14 protein-coding genes are annotated in these 14,219 nt (G+C 59.3%); 12 read left to right on the top strand and 2 right to left on the bottom strand.

Features of this window, described 5'->3' with window-relative positions:
• Position 1: 1 nt before the first annotated feature.
• Both miaA and DCC24_RS08910 read left to right on the top strand, forming a co-directional pair.
• Complete coding sequence (gene miaA, locus DCC24_RS08915) at positions 2 to 952, top strand: tRNA (adenosine(37)-N6)-dimethylallyltransferase MiaA (protein ID WP_110099571.1); 951 nt, start codon at positions 2 to 4, stop codon at positions 950 to 952.
• Between the two features lie 5 nt (positions 953 to 957).
• Positions 958 to 1,857: a hypothetical protein gene (locus DCC24_RS08910; protein ID WP_110099570.1), complete on the top strand. Its 900-nt coding sequence runs from the start codon at positions 958 to 960 to the stop codon at positions 1,855 to 1,857.
• Between the two features lie 2 nt (positions 1,858 to 1,859).
• Here the strand turns inward: DCC24_RS08910 and DCC24_RS08905 are convergent, their stop codons facing one another.
• Entirely contained in the window at positions 1,860 to 2,483 is a 624-nt protein-coding gene (locus DCC24_RS08905) for a class I SAM-dependent methyltransferase (protein WP_110099569.1), read from the bottom strand.
• A gap of 92 nt (positions 2,484 to 2,575) precedes the next feature.
• Here DCC24_RS08905 and hflX point away from each other — a divergent pair, with 92 nt between their 5' ends.
• The 3 genes from hflX to DCC24_RS08890 all read left to right on the top strand — a co-directional run bounded on the left by hflX (position 2,576) and on the right by DCC24_RS08890 (position 7,962).
• Entirely contained in the window at positions 2,576 to 4,135 is a 1,560-nt protein-coding gene (hflX, locus tag DCC24_RS08900) for a GTPase HflX (protein ID WP_110099595.1), read from the top strand.
• On the top strand, positions 4,122 to 6,203 hold the full coding sequence (locus DCC24_RS08895; RefSeq protein WP_110099568.1) for an ATP-dependent DNA helicase: 2,082 nt from the start codon (positions 4,122 to 4,124) through the stop codon (positions 6,201 to 6,203). Before hflX ends, DCC24_RS08895 begins: the two co-directional genes overlap by 14 nt.
• 121 nt (positions 6,204 to 6,324) lie before the next feature.
• Positions 6,325 to 7,962: a DASS family sodium-coupled anion symporter gene (locus DCC24_RS08890; protein ID WP_110099567.1), complete on the top strand. Its 1,638-nt coding sequence runs from the start codon at positions 6,325 to 6,327 to the stop codon at positions 7,960 to 7,962.
• Positions 7,963 to 8,079: 117 nt separating this feature from the next.
• Here DCC24_RS08890 and lexA read toward each other — a convergent pair whose 3' ends face one another.
• Positions 8,080 to 8,829 (bottom strand): transcriptional repressor LexA, encoded by a 750-nt coding sequence (gene lexA / locus DCC24_RS08885; protein WP_233242791.1) that lies wholly within the window; start codon positions 8,827 to 8,829, stop codon positions 8,080 to 8,082.
• 246 nt (positions 8,830 to 9,075) lie between these two features.
• Here lexA and DCC24_RS08880 point away from each other — a divergent pair, with 246 nt between their 5' ends.
• The 7 genes from DCC24_RS08880 (at position 9,076) to DCC24_RS08855 (ending at position 13,863) form a co-directional block, all read left to right on the top strand.
• A complete protein-coding gene (locus DCC24_RS08880; protein WP_110099565.1) occupies positions 9,076 to 9,429 on the top strand; it encodes a LysM peptidoglycan-binding domain-containing protein in 354 nt (117 codons plus the stop codon).
• Between the two features lie 26 nt (positions 9,430 to 9,455).
• Positions 9,456 to 10,586: a histidinol-phosphate transaminase gene (locus DCC24_RS08875; RefSeq protein ID WP_233242790.1), complete on the top strand. Its 1,131-nt coding sequence runs from the start codon at positions 9,456 to 9,458 to the stop codon at positions 10,584 to 10,586.
• A 91-nt stretch (positions 10,587 to 10,677) separates the two neighbouring features.
• Entirely contained in the window at positions 10,678 to 11,262 is a 585-nt protein-coding gene (hisB, locus tag DCC24_RS08870) for an imidazoleglycerol-phosphate dehydratase HisB (RefSeq protein WP_180342530.1), read from the top strand.
• On the top strand, positions 11,259 to 11,921 hold the full coding sequence (gene hisH / locus DCC24_RS08865) for an imidazole glycerol phosphate synthase subunit HisH (RefSeq protein WP_110099563.1): 663 nt from the start codon (positions 11,259 to 11,261) through the stop codon (positions 11,919 to 11,921). The genes hisB and hisH overlap by 4 nt, the downstream gene beginning before the upstream one ends.
• The gene (locus tag DCC24_RS12200) at positions 11,921 to 12,085 is read left to right on the top strand and encodes a hypothetical protein (protein ID WP_166769923.1); all 165 of its coding nucleotides are present in this window, start codon (positions 11,921 to 11,923) and stop codon (positions 12,083 to 12,085) included. Before hisH ends, DCC24_RS12200 begins: the two co-directional genes overlap by 1 nt.
• A 54-nt stretch (positions 12,086 to 12,139) precedes the next feature.
• Complete coding sequence (gene priA, locus DCC24_RS08860) at positions 12,140 to 12,913, top strand: bifunctional 1-(5-phosphoribosyl)-5-((5-phosphoribosylamino)methylideneamino)imidazole-4-carboxamide isomerase/phosphoribosylanthranilate isomerase PriA (protein WP_110099562.1); 774 nt, start codon at positions 12,140 to 12,142, stop codon at positions 12,911 to 12,913.
• Positions 12,910 to 13,863, top strand: coding sequence for an SseB family protein (locus DCC24_RS08855; protein ID WP_233242789.1), 954 nt, complete (start codon positions 12,910 to 12,912; stop codon positions 13,861 to 13,863). The genes priA and DCC24_RS08855 overlap by 4 nt, the downstream gene beginning before the upstream one ends.
• Positions 13,864 to 14,219 lie beyond the last annotated feature (356 nt).

Raw genomic sequence — 14,219 nt, 5'->3', positions numbered from 1 at the left:
TATGCCAGAACCGGTTGTTGCGATTGTCGGTCCGACGGCCACTGGAAAATCGGACCTGGCCTTAGACCTTGCTGTCGAATACTCTGAGGGTCCCGGGCCAGGGGCGGAGATTATCAATGCCGATTCGATGCAGTTTTACCCCGGCATGGATATCGGGACGGCTAAGGTTCCAGAGGCATCACGTCGTGGCATTGTGCATCACCTGATCGATATCCTCCCGCTTCATGCAGAAGCCTCCGTGGCCGAATTCCAGATCGGGGCGCGACGAGCCATCGAGACGATCCGGGCGGAACAGCCCGACGGCTCCGCCATGCCCATCGTGGTCGGTGGATCCGGGCTGTATGTGCGAGCAGCGCTGGACGACTTGGAATTTCCGCCGACAGACCCTGACCTCAGAGCACGGTTGACCCAAGAAGCTGAGGTGGTCGGAATCCAGGTGATGACCGAACGCCTGCGGTCGGTGGACCCGGACTCCGCCGCGCGACTAGACGATGACCGGCGCATTATTCGCGCCCTGGAAGTCCATGAGCTCACCGGCAGACCCTTTAGCTCCTACATGCCCCAACGTCGCTATGCCGCGGGGATCCCGCCGGTGGTTCAGATTGGATTAAGGCTGAACCGGGTCCGGTTGCACCAACGGATTCGTGACCGGGTCCACGCCATGCTTGAACAAGGATGGCTGGAAGAAGTCCAACGGCTGGTAGCACAGGGTATCACCGACTCACCCACAGCATCCCGAGCTATCGGCTACCGCCAGCTTTTGGAGGTGTTGGAAGGACGGTTGCCTCTCGACGAGGCTGTCGAGAAAATCGTGATTGCCACCCGACAATTCGCCAAACGACAAGAAACGTGGTTTTCGGCCGACCCACGCGTGCACTGGATCAACGCCGACGCCCCGGACCGGCTACAGCAGGCCCACAAACTCATTGCCGTCGCACAGCAAAGGACCTGATCCTCATGAACACCTCCCCGGCGTCATTGGGAGAGCTTTTGGGCCTGAAGGCCACTCGTTTCCAGAAACTCATGAGCGGATCTCTGGATTGGTTAGTCACGATCGGGCCCGAGCTGGCCCCCATGGACCCCGATACCATCCGTGTGCTCACCCACCGCACCAAGGGGATCGGAGCAGCCGGAGTGGTGGGTCTTGCAGATCGTGATGATCACTGGGAGGTCATCGGTTATGCCGCCGATGGACAGCAACTCGACGATCCCACCGAGGCCTTGCGCGTGGCAGCGGAGGTGATCACCGCTCATGGTGGCCAATCCACTCCGAGAGGTCTCACCCTGACCTGTCACCAAGGACCACGGCCTGGATCATATCAGCTGGACTCGCCCCAACCAGGCTGGTGGTCGGTGCGCACCCCTGACTGGAGTTTCGCTGATCCCGAGCAAGCCAGATCCCACGCGGTTGACGCCTTGGTGAAATGCGCGGGCCTACCGGATCCGCGACCGGGGCTAAGCATCCAATCCCACAACAGACGGTTCGTCATTGTGGCCCTGGGATCAGAAGAAGAGTTCGAGGCGGCCTCCACCCAGTCACTGCCCGGCATTGAACCACCGACCCAAGAAGATCCGGTGGTGGGGCTGGTGCTGATGGCCGACCCGGTCGTCTCCAACGGGAAGGGCCAGTTGCGACTGAAACTCTCGCAACGACCCTCAGATATGCACACCGGGGCCACAGCGGCTGCAGCCGCCACAACCGCGGTGAAAACGTGGGCCCATTTACCCCACGAGATGCCTTGGCGAGTGCTAGCCGCCGGGACCGAATACTCCGTGCACTGCGCAACAGCCCCCGAAGGTAGTAACGGCCTGGACGTAGCCACCCCGGTCACCTGGCTCTTTGACGCGGTGCTGTAGGGTTACTGCGCGCGATGAATGTGCAAAATCCGGAATCCCTTGACCGTGGCGTGACGCTGTGCGGTAAATTCTCCGGGCCCATGGTTCTGAAGCATCGTTGCAATCCAGGGCAACAGTGAATCCGCGCCGAGCTTCTTGGCCACCACCAGCCACGCGTGCCCGCCGGGACGCAAACGCGGTAACCACCGTTGCAAAATTTCGTGCAACACTGCTTTACCCACGCGGATCGGAGGATTGGACCAGATCAGATCAAATCCAGGTTCGGGATCCAGCTCGTCCGGGGCCCAGACGCTGATCTGCTCCAGACCCAATGCTCGGGCATTCTCCACGGTCAACTCCCGGGCGCGCTCATTGACCTCCACTGCACAAACCTCGGCCTCGGGGGACAACAGCGCCATGGACAAGGCTAGTGGCCCCCAGCCGCTGCCGATATCGAGAAAACGTCCAGTCGGCGGGGGAGCGGGCACCGTATCGAGTAGAACGCGCGTGCCACGGTCCAATTCGTCGTGGGAGAACACGCCGGCAGCTGAAAAAACCTCGCGCTCGGCCCCAGCCAACGGCACGGTGATGCGGTGTCGACGCTGGTCACCGGCCGGAGTCGCGGAAAAATAATGTGCTGAGTCCACGGTCTCTCAGTGTAGCGGTAGGGGCTAAATGTGACAGAATAGAAGAATTACGCATCCCCGGGATGCTTGATGACGAGAACCCCAAGGAGACCATGACCGATTCCGATCGGAACACCACCACCGCTCAGCACGGCAAGGATGCCGCCCAGCGGATGATCGAGCGCATTCTCGCGCACGAAAATCAACAGACAGAAGTCAGCCATGGCCCGCAGCCAGACAACGCGCGCTGGGACGGCGGGACCGCTCAAGCGTTGCATCAGGGCGAGACCACTCACACGGACTTTGATGGCGATCAATTTGACCTCGAAGAACGTCGCGCACTACGGCGTGTGACTGGGCTGTCGACCGAACTGGAAGATATTACCGAGGTCGAATATCGTCAAGTTCGGCTCGAGCAAGTGGTGCTGGCCGGACTGTGGACCGAGGGAACCGCGGCTGAGGCGGAGTATTCGCTACGAGAACTCGCCGCCCTAGCTGAGACTGCTGGCTCCACGGTGCTTGATGGCCTGATCCAACGCCGCCACGCCCAGGACCCAGCAACCTTTCTCGGCAAAGGCAAGGCCCAAGAACTGGCGACAGTCGTGGCTGAAACCGGTGCCGATACCGTAGTGATCGACTCCGAGCTGGCCCCGTCACAGCGCCGGGCGCTCGAGGATGTCGTCGGGGTTAAGGTCATTGACCGCACCGCACTGATTTTGGATATTTTCGCCCAACACGCCAAGTCCAAGGAAGGTAAAGCCCAGGTCGAACTTGCCCAACTCGAATACCTCCTCCCGCGTCTTCGCGGTTGGGGCGAGTCGATGTCCCGGCAGGCCGGTGGTCGTGCCGCATCCGGTGAAGGGATCGGCTCCCGTGGTCCCGGTGAAACCAAGATCGAGTTGGACCGTCGCCGCATTCGCGACCGGATGGCTAAACTACGGCGTGAAATCAAAGCCATGAAACCTGCCCGGGACACCAAGCGTGCCCGCCGGCAAGCCCGCCGGGTGCCCTCAGTGGCCATCGCCGGCTACACCAATGCTGGTAAATCCTCCTTGCTCAACCGACTCACCCGCGCCGGTGTTCTGGTCGAAAATGCCCTGTTTGCAACCCTAGACCCCACCGTACGGCAGGCCGAAACTCCCGATGGCATCGGCTACACCCTCTCAGACACCGTCGGGTTTGTCCGGCAATTACCCACCCAACTGGTGGAGGCCTTCCGATCGACGCTGGAAGAAGTCGCCGACGCGGACCTGATGCTACACGTGGTGGATGCTTCTCACCCGGACCCGTTTGGTCAGATTGAGGCAGTCCGCACGGTTCTGAACGACACCGAGGTCGCCGGCGTGGACGAGCAGATCGTGTTCAACAAAGCAGATCTGGCTGATCCTCTCGTTTTAGCAGAGTTGACTCGCAAATATCCCGACGCCATGGTGGTCTCAGCTGCCACCGGCGAAGGGATTGATCAATTGCAACACCGCATCGCCGCACGCATCCCGCGTCCCAACGTCGAATTGAATCTGGTCGTTCCCTACACCGATGGCGCAGTCGTCTCCCGGCTACATTCGCCCGATACTGAAATTCTGCACGAGTCCTATCAGGAAGATGGCACCGCGCTTCGGGTGCTGGTTCGCCCCGAAGATGTGGAGGATTTGCGGGACTATGTCCACGACTAACCGGCTCGATACCCAGCCCGTCACGCAGGCCGACCATCAGGTCATTGACTGGCTGCACCATGTCGTTGAATCTCTGGGAGGTACGCGGCGGGTCGGTCAAGAAGCTATGGCTCTGGCCGTCTCACGAGCCCTGGAAAACCAACGCCACCTGCTGGTGCAGGCCGGTACCGGCACCGGGAAATCACTGGCATATCTGATCCCGGCTCTTCAACGCGCCCAGACCAGTGACCGGCCGGTGATTATTGCCACGGCGACGTTGGCTCTGCAGGCCCAGATTGTAGCCAAAGATGGCCCTCGGGCCGTCGAGGCACTCGCCAAGCACACCGAGAGCACACCCAAAGTGGCCTTGTTGAAAGGTCGGGCCAACTACCTGTGCAAGAACCGTCTGCACGGGGGGCTGGCCAGCGAAATGAGCACGCCTCCTTTGGTGGATGAGACCCAATTCGCGGCCGCCGGTGCCATGGCGGAGACGTCTTCTCGACTCGGGACCGAGGTGATGCGTCTGCGCGAATGGGCTGAGACAACCGACACCGGTGATCGCGATGAACTGACCCCGGGTGTCTCCGACGACGCGTGGCGTCAAGTATCTGTCACCGCACGTGAATGCATCGGCTCGTCGTGCCCGTTCGTTGAAGAGTGTTTTTCCGAGCTTGCTCGTCACGAAGCCGAAGAAGCCGACATTGTGGTCACCAACCACGCTATGCTGGCCATTGCCGCCTTCGAAGGGATTCAGGTGCTTCCCTCCTCAGAAGCCATCATCATCGATGAGGGCCACGAGTTTGTCGACCGGGTCACATCGGCGGTGACCGGGCAACTCTCGGCATCGCTGATTACCTCGGTGGCGAACAGCGCTCAGCGGGATGCAGGATTGAGCGTCACCGACCTGAAAGCTGCGGCCTCCAGCGTTGAGGATGCCTTTATCAACGCCGAGTCCGGTCTGCTCACACCTGGCCTCAACCAGGTTCAAGAACTGGCCATCGAATCGGTCCGGAGTGCCACGCGCACTCTGCTCAGCGAGCTGAAAGACTCTAACACCGCGTCCAGTTCGGCACAATCCGCTGACGAGACCGCATCCCAGGCGCATCTCGTCCGGGCGCGACTCCAAGAGATCTTGGACGTCTGTGAGCGCATCCTCGACCAACCGACTGAGGAAGATTCTGCCCCCTGGGTGGTCTGGGCCACCAGACCTCAACAATTTACCCCGGGCACCGGGTGGCACCCGATTGACGAACACGCAGCACCCACCCTGTATGTGGCCCCGCTATCAGTCGCTGGCAAACTGCGTCATCACCTCCTAGAAGAGAAGACTTGCGTGCTGACCTCAGCCACGCTGAGCATCGGGGGACGATTCGACGAAGTCGCCGGAGACCTGGGTCTAGCAGGGACAGGGGCTCCCCCCTACACCACGTTGGATGTCGGCAGTCCGTTCAACTACCCGAGCCAAGGTATTCTGTATGCGGCCAAAGATCTGCCCGCTCCGTCGTTCAGCCTGGCAGAGCGGACCGCGGACCGTCTCGAATCATTGCTCCGGGCTTCACAGGGTGGCGCACTGTGTTTGTTCTCCTCCCGACGGGCCGCCGAAGACGCCGCTGCGGAAATGCGCCAACGCCTCGGCGATAAGTTCCCTATTTCATGCCAAGGCGAGGCCACACTGTCCAGTCTCGTGACCGAGTTTGCTGCCGATGAGCAGCTGAGCCTCTTCGGCACGCTGTCGCTGTGGCAGGGCATTGACGTTCCGGGGCGGTCATTACGTTTGGTCACTATCGATCGCATCCCCTTCCCACGTCCTAACGACCCGCTGACCCGGGCCAGGACACAGTGGGTCGTCCAGCACGGGGGTAACGGGTTCATGAAGGTCTCGGCTACACACGCGGCCGTACGTTTAGCTCAGGGCGTCGGCCGGCTGATTCGTTCCACCCAGGACAAAGGTGTGGTAGCCATTCTCGACCCTCGGATCGTCACCGCCCGATATGGTTCCTTCCTGCTGAAATCCCTTCCTGATTTTTATCGAACTGTTGACGAGGAACTTGTCACACATGCCCTGAATCGGCTGGCAAATCTGGCATAAAGCGGTCAGACCTGAGATGTTGTGTGTAAGGGTCTGCCCATGTGCCATGCCGGAACCGATCCCGGAGTCGCAGATGGTGGGGCCTCATCACATCACTACCGGGTAGAAAGGGGGACACATCATGTCATCTGGTACGCCGCAATCGGGACATACCGGTGTCGAACAGTCCGACAAAAAATCCCAACGGCGCCAACGCGACGAGGAAGTAGCCCGCGAAGAAACCAGAATCGTTCGGAGCAATCTCTACGAAGCGCTCCAAGCACGCAACGATGACTCGATTCTGGCGCACTTGAGTATGAAACCCCTCTGGTTCGTGCTCGCCTTCGTGGCTATGGGCGTAGTGTTGTTCATGCCGACTCCCGATGGGCTCTCCATCGCCGGGCAACGAGCACTGGCGATCTTGGTGTTCGCGGTGATCATGTGGGTCACCGAAGCCGTCTCCTACCCGGTCAGCTCCGTGATGATTCTCGGACTGATCGCTTTACTGATCGGTTTCTCACCAGAGTTAGACCCCGAGACCGGGGCGGAGCTGGAGGAGCTCTACGGCACTGGTGGTGGCTTAAGTTTTGGGCTTCACGGCTTTTCTACCTCCGCCTTGGCCCTGGTGGCCGCCGCCCTCGCGCTGGCTGCCGCCATGCAAGCAACCGGGCTACACAAACGCCTGGCGTTCTATATCCTGAAGTTTGCTGGTGAAAAAGTCAGCCACATCCTCGTTGGGGCGATCGTCATCTCGATCATCTTGGCATTCTTCGTCCCCTCCGCGACCGCTCGTGCCGGTGCGGTCGTACCGATTCTGATCGGCATGGTGGTGGCCTTTGGACTGCCGGTGCAGTCCAAACTCGGTGCTTTGCTGATCATCACCGCCGCCAATGCGGTCTCGATTTGGAACGTCGGCATCAAGACCGCAGCCGCCCAGAACCAGGTAGCTGTTGGATTCATCGAAGGAGAATACGGTGCAACGATCTCATGGCCGGAATGGTTCGCCTACGCCGCCCCGTGGTCCGTGCTGATGTCCGTGGCGTTGTACTTTGTGATGCGCTGGGTCATCAAACCCGAAACCAAAGAACTCTCCGGCGGGAAGAAAGTCGTTGCCGACGGTCTGAACGAGATGGGCAAGATGACCGGTCGCGAGATTCGACTGACCATCATTGCCGTGGTGATGTTGGCGCTATGGGCTACTGAAGGAGTCATTCACGACCTCGACTCCTCGACGATTACCATCCTAGGTATTGCGATCATGCTGATCCCGCGGGTCGGCGTGATCTCCTGGAAATCACTGGAAAAAATGGTCAACTGGGGGACCCTGGTGGTCTTTGCTATCGGTATTTCCTTGGGGAACCTGTTGCTCCAGACCAATGCAGCCGCCTGGCTGTCGGATGCGATTTTCTCCAATATCGGACTGGCAGAAATGCCATTGTTGGCCACGATCGCCCTCGTAGCAGCCTTCAATATCTTGATTCATCTGGGGTTCGCCTCGGCTACTGCACTGGCCTCGGCCCTGATCCCGGTCTTCATTGCACTGGCCGGTTCGATCCCCGGGCTACCGAACGAAGGTCTTGGTTTTGTGCTGATTCAGCAGTTCGTGATCAGCTTCGGCTTCATCCTGCCCATCTCGGCACCACAGAACATGTTGGCCTACGGTACCGGCGCGTTTACCTCGAAACAGTTCATCAAGGCCGGTATCCCGTTGACCATCGTGGGCTACCTGCTGATTCTGCTATTCTCGGCCACCTATTGGCAGTGGATCGGGCTGATTTAGGTCTTCCGCTAGAGCCAGCCGCCCCGATAATAAGGACAAACCATCGCAGGTGCGACAGAACCCGTTGGTGGTCCTGTCGCACCTGCGATGGTCAAGCGGTGGTTCGGCTGATACAGGCTATACCGAGCGCAAGACCGAGACGACTTTGCCCATAATGGTGGCGTGATCACCGAGGATGGGTTCATAGTTGGTGTTTTGAGGCAGCAACCAGGTGTGACCATCCCGTTGCCGGAAAGTCTTGACAGTGGCTTCGTCGTCGAGCAAGGCAGCGACAATTTCGCCGTTATCGGCGGTATTCTGTTGGCGGATCACGACCCAATCGCCGTCACAAATCGCAGCGTCAATCATGGAGTCACCGCGCACCTTGAGCATGAACAATTCACCCTCGCCCGTGAGCTGTTTCGGAAGCATCATGTAGTCTTCGACCTGCTGGTCGGCAAGAATCGGCCCACCGGCAGCAATACGGCCCACTAGTGGCACCGCCACGGCTTCGGCTGGTCCCATATTCATGCGAGTATGCAGGGCCATCATTTCCGCGGCATTCATCGGAACTTCTGGAGCCATGTCGTGCTCATTGTCGGTGTCAGTTATCAGATAGCCGTACTCATCTCTGAGGACTTCGATACCGCGTGGAATGTGCGGATCGCGTCGGATATAGCCATACTCGGTCAACTTCTTCAGCTGATAAGTCACCGAGGACAATGACTGTAGATGGCACCCGGTACCAATCTCTCGCATTGACGGCGGGTAGCCCCTCTCGGTGATGGATGCCCGCAAAAAGTTCAGTACCTGGCGCTGGCGCCCACTGAGTTTTGGAACGTGCTCCGCTGGGGTCGTGGACTCAGCAGAGTCCATTTGCTCGCTCATCTAGGTCCTCCGTTCTAAAAATGTCCGTGCCCTCTGATGAACTAGCACCATGAGCCTCGAACGGATTTTTCCGATAACTGGTGGCCGTTGCTGAAATTCTATCGGATTACCGAACAGATTCATAGTTGTGTTCGAGAGATTCATTGCATCGTTCGAACAAGCATGTTAGAAAAGATGTACTAGCAATTGTGTTCGGCAAGAACACGTGGATTCGTACTGATTTTGCACGATGAGATAGGGAAGATCATGACTATCGCTAACCATGCTTCAACCTCGGTGAATGCCATGTCGCTGACTCGTCGCGGGCGTCTGGTCTTCCGCGCTGTCCCTCTGGCTGTGGTTGGTACACTGCTTGTGGGTTTCTTCGCGATGGTGCTGTTTGGTTGGGGTAACCCCTCAGCCGAGGCAAGCCACCAGTCCCATCAAGCCGGTATGGTGACGCTGACTGTCGGGTATGGCGACACGCTGTGGTCTATTGCCGGTGAGATTGCTCCGGAAGAGCCCCGTGCCGATGTGGTCACCCGTATTGCGGAACTCAATGACTTGGAAACCTCCGATATCGCGGTGGGAGATAAGCTGTTTGTCCCGCGTTATCAGTAAGGCTCAGGGCCGGCTAAGCTGGAGGGGTGGATTCTCAGAAAAGCTTCGACCCCACAGCCCTGCAGCGCTTACCTTTACGAGACGCGCTACGCGGTCAGTCTCCCTACGGAGCCCCTCAAATTGAGGTTCCCTACGCGTTGAACACCAACGAAAACACTCACCCTGTCCCGCCGGCGGTAGTGGATGCAATTGGGAAAGCAACGCTTCAGGCTGCGACAACGCTGAATCGTTACCCGGACCGGGAATTCACGGAACTTCGAGAACAGCTGGCGCAGTATCTCGGACACGGTCTGAGCCGGGAACATCTGTGGGCTGCAAATGGCTCCAACGAGATTCTTCAGCAAATACTGCAAGCTTTCGGCGGGCCGGGGCGAAGTGTGCTAAGTTTTCCGCCCACGTATTCGATGTATCCTCTGTTGGCGTTGGGAACTGAGACAGCGTACGTCTCTGGCGTCAGAGCCGAGGACTTCACGCTCAGCCCTGAATCAGCTGCCCAACAAGTACGTGAAACACGACCGAACCTGGTCTTGTTGTGTTCGCCTAATAATCCCACCGGCACCGCGCTAGGTCTTGACGTGGTAAAGGCTGTGTATGAGGTGGCGGCCGAGATTAATGCCCTGGTGGTCGTTGACGAGGCCTACGCGGAATTTGCGCTGGAGGGCACCGCATCCGCACTGAGTTTGCTTCCGTCCCGTCCGTTGCTGATCGTGACCCGGACCATGTCGAAGGCCTTTGCCCTTGCCGGGGCTCGCCTGGGCTACTTAGCCGCGGCGCCAGAAATCACCGATGCTTTGCGTCTGGTGCGTCTGCCGTACCACCTCTCGGCAACGACACAGGCCACCGCATTAGCAGCCCTGGCCCACCGGGAAGCCTTGCTGGAAAACGTGGAAGCCATTCGAACTCAGCGTGATCGTATTGTGGCGGACTTGACCGAGATGGGCCTGAAGCCGCATACTTCTGACTCGAATTTTGTGTTCTTTGGGTGGCTCGAAAATGCTCGCGCGGTGTGGCAGAGCTTGCTTGATCGTGGAGTCTTGGTGCGCGATGTCGGGATCGCGCACCATCTGCGCGTCACTGCGGGGACGGAAGAAGAAACCTCGGCATTCCTCAAAGCTCTCAGAGACATCGTCACCCATACGGACGAGCTCCCGCTGTAGAGTGAGCAGTGTTAACCACTAGTCCAACCGGGAAATCCAGGAAGGCCACGATCCCTTGGGTGCAGAACTACTTTCGGGCCGTCGTGCCAGCATGACACGCACGACCTCTGAGTCCAACGTGTATGTCGAAGCAGATCTAGACGGTACCGGTCAATCGCAGATTTCCACGTCGGTGCCTTTCTATGACCACATGCTTACTGCGGTTTCGAAGCATTCCTTGATAGATCTGACGGTGACCGCTAGTGGCGATACACATATTGACGTCCACCATGTGGTCGAGGATGTTGCGATTACCTTGGGCGAGGTGTTAAAAACTGCTTTAGGGGATAAATCCGGAATTCGTCGTTTTGGCGATGCCCTGGTTCCGCTCGACGAGTCTCTAGCCCGGGCAGTAGTGGATTTGTCAGGACGGCCCTACGTTGTCCACACTGGTGAGCCAGCAGGGCAGGAATATCACCTGATTGGTGGACACTTCACCGGATCGATGACTCGCCACGTTTTCGAATCCATTGCCCATCACGGTGCCCTGTGCCTGCATATGGATCTCATTCGAGGCCGTGACCCTCACCATATTGTGGAAGCGCAGTTCAAAGCGTTCGCCCGTGCGCTCCGGACTGCCGTCGAGCCCGACCCTCGGATGCAGGGCACGATTCCCTCCACTAAAGGGGCCCTATGAGCCAGCAGGGTCGCGCCACAACTGTGCAGAAGAAAACGGTCGCCGTGCTGGACTACGGCTCGGGGAACATCCACTCCGCCGTTCATGCCTTGCGTCGGCTTGGCGCCAAGGTCGAGGTCACCGCTGACGCCGAACAGGTCCTGAACGCTGATGGCCTTGTCGTCCCCGGGGTGGGATCCTTCGATGCCGTCGCCAACGGCCTGCGCGCCATCGAAGCGATGCGATGGATCGGGCGCCGGATCGCTGGCGGGCGAGCTGTGTTGGGGATCTGTGTGGGCCACCAGATTCTGTTCGAAACCGGTGTTGAACATGGAATTACTACCGAGGGTATGGGGGAGTGGCCCGGCACCGTTGAGAAGCTACCTGCTGAGGTGTTGCCCCACATGGGATGGTCGGAAATTCGGGCTCCCGAGAACTCGGTGCTTTTCGCTGGTCTGCATCGGGAACGATTCTATTTTGTGCATTCCTATGCCGTACGACGCTGGGAGTTCGACCAGAACTCCCAACACATGCGACCACCGCAAGTCACCTGGGCACACCACGGGAGTGATTTCATCGCTGCCATTGAGAACGGCCCACTATCCGGTACCCAGTTTCACCCGGAGAAATCTGGTGATGCAGGAATGCAGTTGCTCAACAACTGGATTGGAACGCTTTAATGCCGGTATGGTCAACATTGTTGATCGCGCTGGGAGGGATTCTGCTGGGCGGATCGTGGTCATCGTATCGGCAGAAATTTCCCCTCTGGGTCACGGTCAGTTTCGTGGTGGTGGGCATCATGGCTATTCTCGCCGGATTCCTGACTGTTCCCGCTGTTGAATGATCGCCCGAACCCAGCACCTTCGCGCCCAACACCCCACAACAAGGAAAACCACCCATGTCTGAACGCTCTACCTCGTTGACCCTGTTTCCGGCCGTCGACATTAAGAACGGCCAAGCCGTTCGTCTCGTCAAAGGCGAGGCCGATCAAGCCACCGATTATGGTAACCCGCTCCAGGCAGCACGCCGTTGGGCTGAGGCGGGTGCCGAATGGATCCACCTGGTGGATCTCGATGCGGCCTTCGGGACCGGGGATAACCGGCAGATCATTCGTGATATCGTGACCGAGTTGCAGATTAACGTCGAAGTCTCCGGCGGTCTGCGTGACGACGCCAGCCTCGACGAAGCCATCACGATGGGCGCAGCTCGCGTCAACCTCGGCACCGCTGCCCTGGAACGCCCCGGCTGGACCGCTGAGGTCATTGCCCGTTACGGTGAAAAAATCGCGGTGGGACTCGATGTGCGCGGCGAAGAATTAGCCACCCGAGGCTGGGTGCAGTCCGGGGGGAACCTCTGGGAGGTATTAGACACCCTGGAACAGGCTGGTTGCGACCGGTATGTGGTCACCGACATCACCAAAGACGGCACCCTGACCGGCCCGAATACCGAGTTGTTGGCTAGCATTGTCGAGCGGGTCCACAAGCCGGTCGTCGCCTCCGGTGGCATTTCCACCCTCGATGATCTCGCCACGCTGTACCAGATGAGTGGCTCCGGGGTGGACGGTGCCATTATCGGCAAGGCACTGTATTCGGGACAGTTCACCTTCCAACAGGCTTTGGCCGTCGCAGGCGGGGCCGACCCGGCCCAGGTGCAGGAGAATTCCCCCTCGTGACCACCGCTGGCCGAGACAACGTGACAGGACCCGGTGACCGCCACCAACGGTCCACCTCCCGGCAGTTGCCCGCCCACATCCAGGCAGCCATTCAGCGGAACCTGGCCCATCAACATCGTGACGCTCAGGGACGACCGGCAGATTCGGCAGGAACCGCTTGGAAGGGCCGGGACCTCAGCGGCGCCGGGATCGATGGATCCCAGAATCCGCTACACGCCTTCGACACCGATGACGGCACCACCGATCAGGCGTGGACGACCATCGCCGAACAACTCCTGGCCCGTGAAGCCACAGAGATTGACGCCATTAAAGCCCTAGCTAAGATGAGGGTTTTTGCGGCCGTGGTGCCGAGAGCGACCGAGGTATCTCAGCACGACCACGCCACCTACGGGGATAAAGTAGCCGACGTCGCGCTGGTGAGCCTGCAGGCCAAAGATGGCAGACAAGCCCTCCCGGTGTTCACCTCGGTACCGGCGCTGACCTCGTGGAATCCGCAGGCGAGACCGGTGGCGGTATGGATGCCCCGGGCGTGCCTGGCGGCTGTGGATGAAGGCGATCAATTGGTGGTGGTGGACCCAGGAGAAGACCTGACCTTTGTGGTGCGACGTCCGGCCGTGTGGGCGCTAGCCCAACAGCGAGACTGGGTGCCGTCCTATCTAGACGAACAGCTCAGCGAACACCTGGCTGATTTTGTGGGTCTCGTACCGGGGCTAGCACGAATCGAAATGCTCCCGGGCCCCGGTGTTGGCAGCCTCACCCGCTCGGGCACGCCGGTGGCCGGTGGCGGGGCAGGCCCGGAACTTGAACTCCGGCTCGTGGCAGAGCAGTCGGTGGACTCTATCGGGCAGAAACTGATGCTCACCACGTTCGAAACGCTGATTGCCGATGACCCGATGCTGGCAGAACGTGCCGATAGTGTAGAGCTGCGACTCATGGGGCACCACCACTAGTCGTCAAGGTCCTCTGGGCGGTGTTGGACTCGAGAAAAGTTCCGAAACAGCGACCGCTGGTCAGCCTCATCAAGCAGATCGGTACGCATCTCTCAGACAGTGTCGAGATGGATCATTGAGGCCTTCCGGAACACATTGCGCCTTTGGTCGGTCAGCACGGTTTCCCTTAGACCGCTCGTCGGTGGGCAGGGACTGTTGCCGGGCGACCAACCCCCCGCTGGGGCAAGACCGTGACCGAATAGGTGAGCCAAGAGGGTGAGACGACCGTTTCACGAACTAATTCACTCCTTGTCAGCTTTTGCTCCTGCGCCTCGGCGAAGGCCAACAACACGTTGTATTCCGACACAGTTAGACCG

The sequence above is a fragment of the Auritidibacter sp. NML100628 genome (assembly GCF_003185985.1).
Taxonomy (GTDB): Bacteria; Actinomycetota; Actinomycetes; order Actinomycetales; family Micrococcaceae; genus Auritidibacter; species Auritidibacter ignavus.
Note: the sequence above shows the minus strand (reverse complement) of the source record. Positions and strands in the feature narration are given on the sequence as shown.

What these genes read in the sequence shown, in the direction of transcription:
- priA (WP_110099562.1), top strand. Translation starts at nt 12,140, where the DNA reads ATGTCTGAACGCTCTACCTCGTTGACCCTGTTTCCGGCCGTCGACATT.
- DCC24_RS08880 (WP_110099565.1), top strand. Translation starts at nt 9,076, where the DNA reads ATGACTATCGCTAACCATGCTTCAACCTCGGTGAATGCCATGTCGCTG.
- DCC24_RS12200 (WP_166769923.1), top strand. Translation starts at nt 11,921, where the DNA reads ATGCCGGTATGGTCAACATTGTTGATCGCGCTGGGAGGGATTCTGCTG.
- hisH (WP_110099563.1), top strand. Translation starts at nt 11,259, where the DNA reads ATGAGCCAGCAGGGTCGCGCCACAACTGTGCAGAAGAAAACGGTCGCC.
- DCC24_RS08910 (WP_110099570.1), top strand. Translation starts at nt 958, where the DNA reads ATGAACACCTCCCCGGCGTCATTGGGAGAGCTTTTGGGCCTGAAGGCC.
- lexA (WP_233242791.1), bottom strand. Translation starts at nt 8,829, where the DNA reads ATGAGCGAGCAAATGGACTCTGCTGAGTCCACGACCCCAGCGGAGCAC.
- hisB (WP_180342530.1), top strand. Translation starts at nt 10,678, where the DNA reads ATGACACGCACGACCTCTGAGTCCAACGTGTATGTCGAAGCAGATCTA.
- DCC24_RS08890 (WP_110099567.1), top strand. Translation starts at nt 6,325, where the DNA reads ATGTCATCTGGTACGCCGCAATCGGGACATACCGGTGTCGAACAGTCC.
- miaA (WP_110099571.1), top strand. Translation starts at nt 2, where the DNA reads ATGCCAGAACCGGTTGTTGCGATTGTCGGTCCGACGGCCACTGGAAAA.
- DCC24_RS08895 (WP_110099568.1), top strand. Translation starts at nt 4,122, where the DNA reads ATGTCCACGACTAACCGGCTCGATACCCAGCCCGTCACGCAGGCCGAC.
- hflX (WP_110099595.1), top strand. Translation starts at nt 2,576, where the DNA reads ATGACCGATTCCGATCGGAACACCACCACCGCTCAGCACGGCAAGGAT.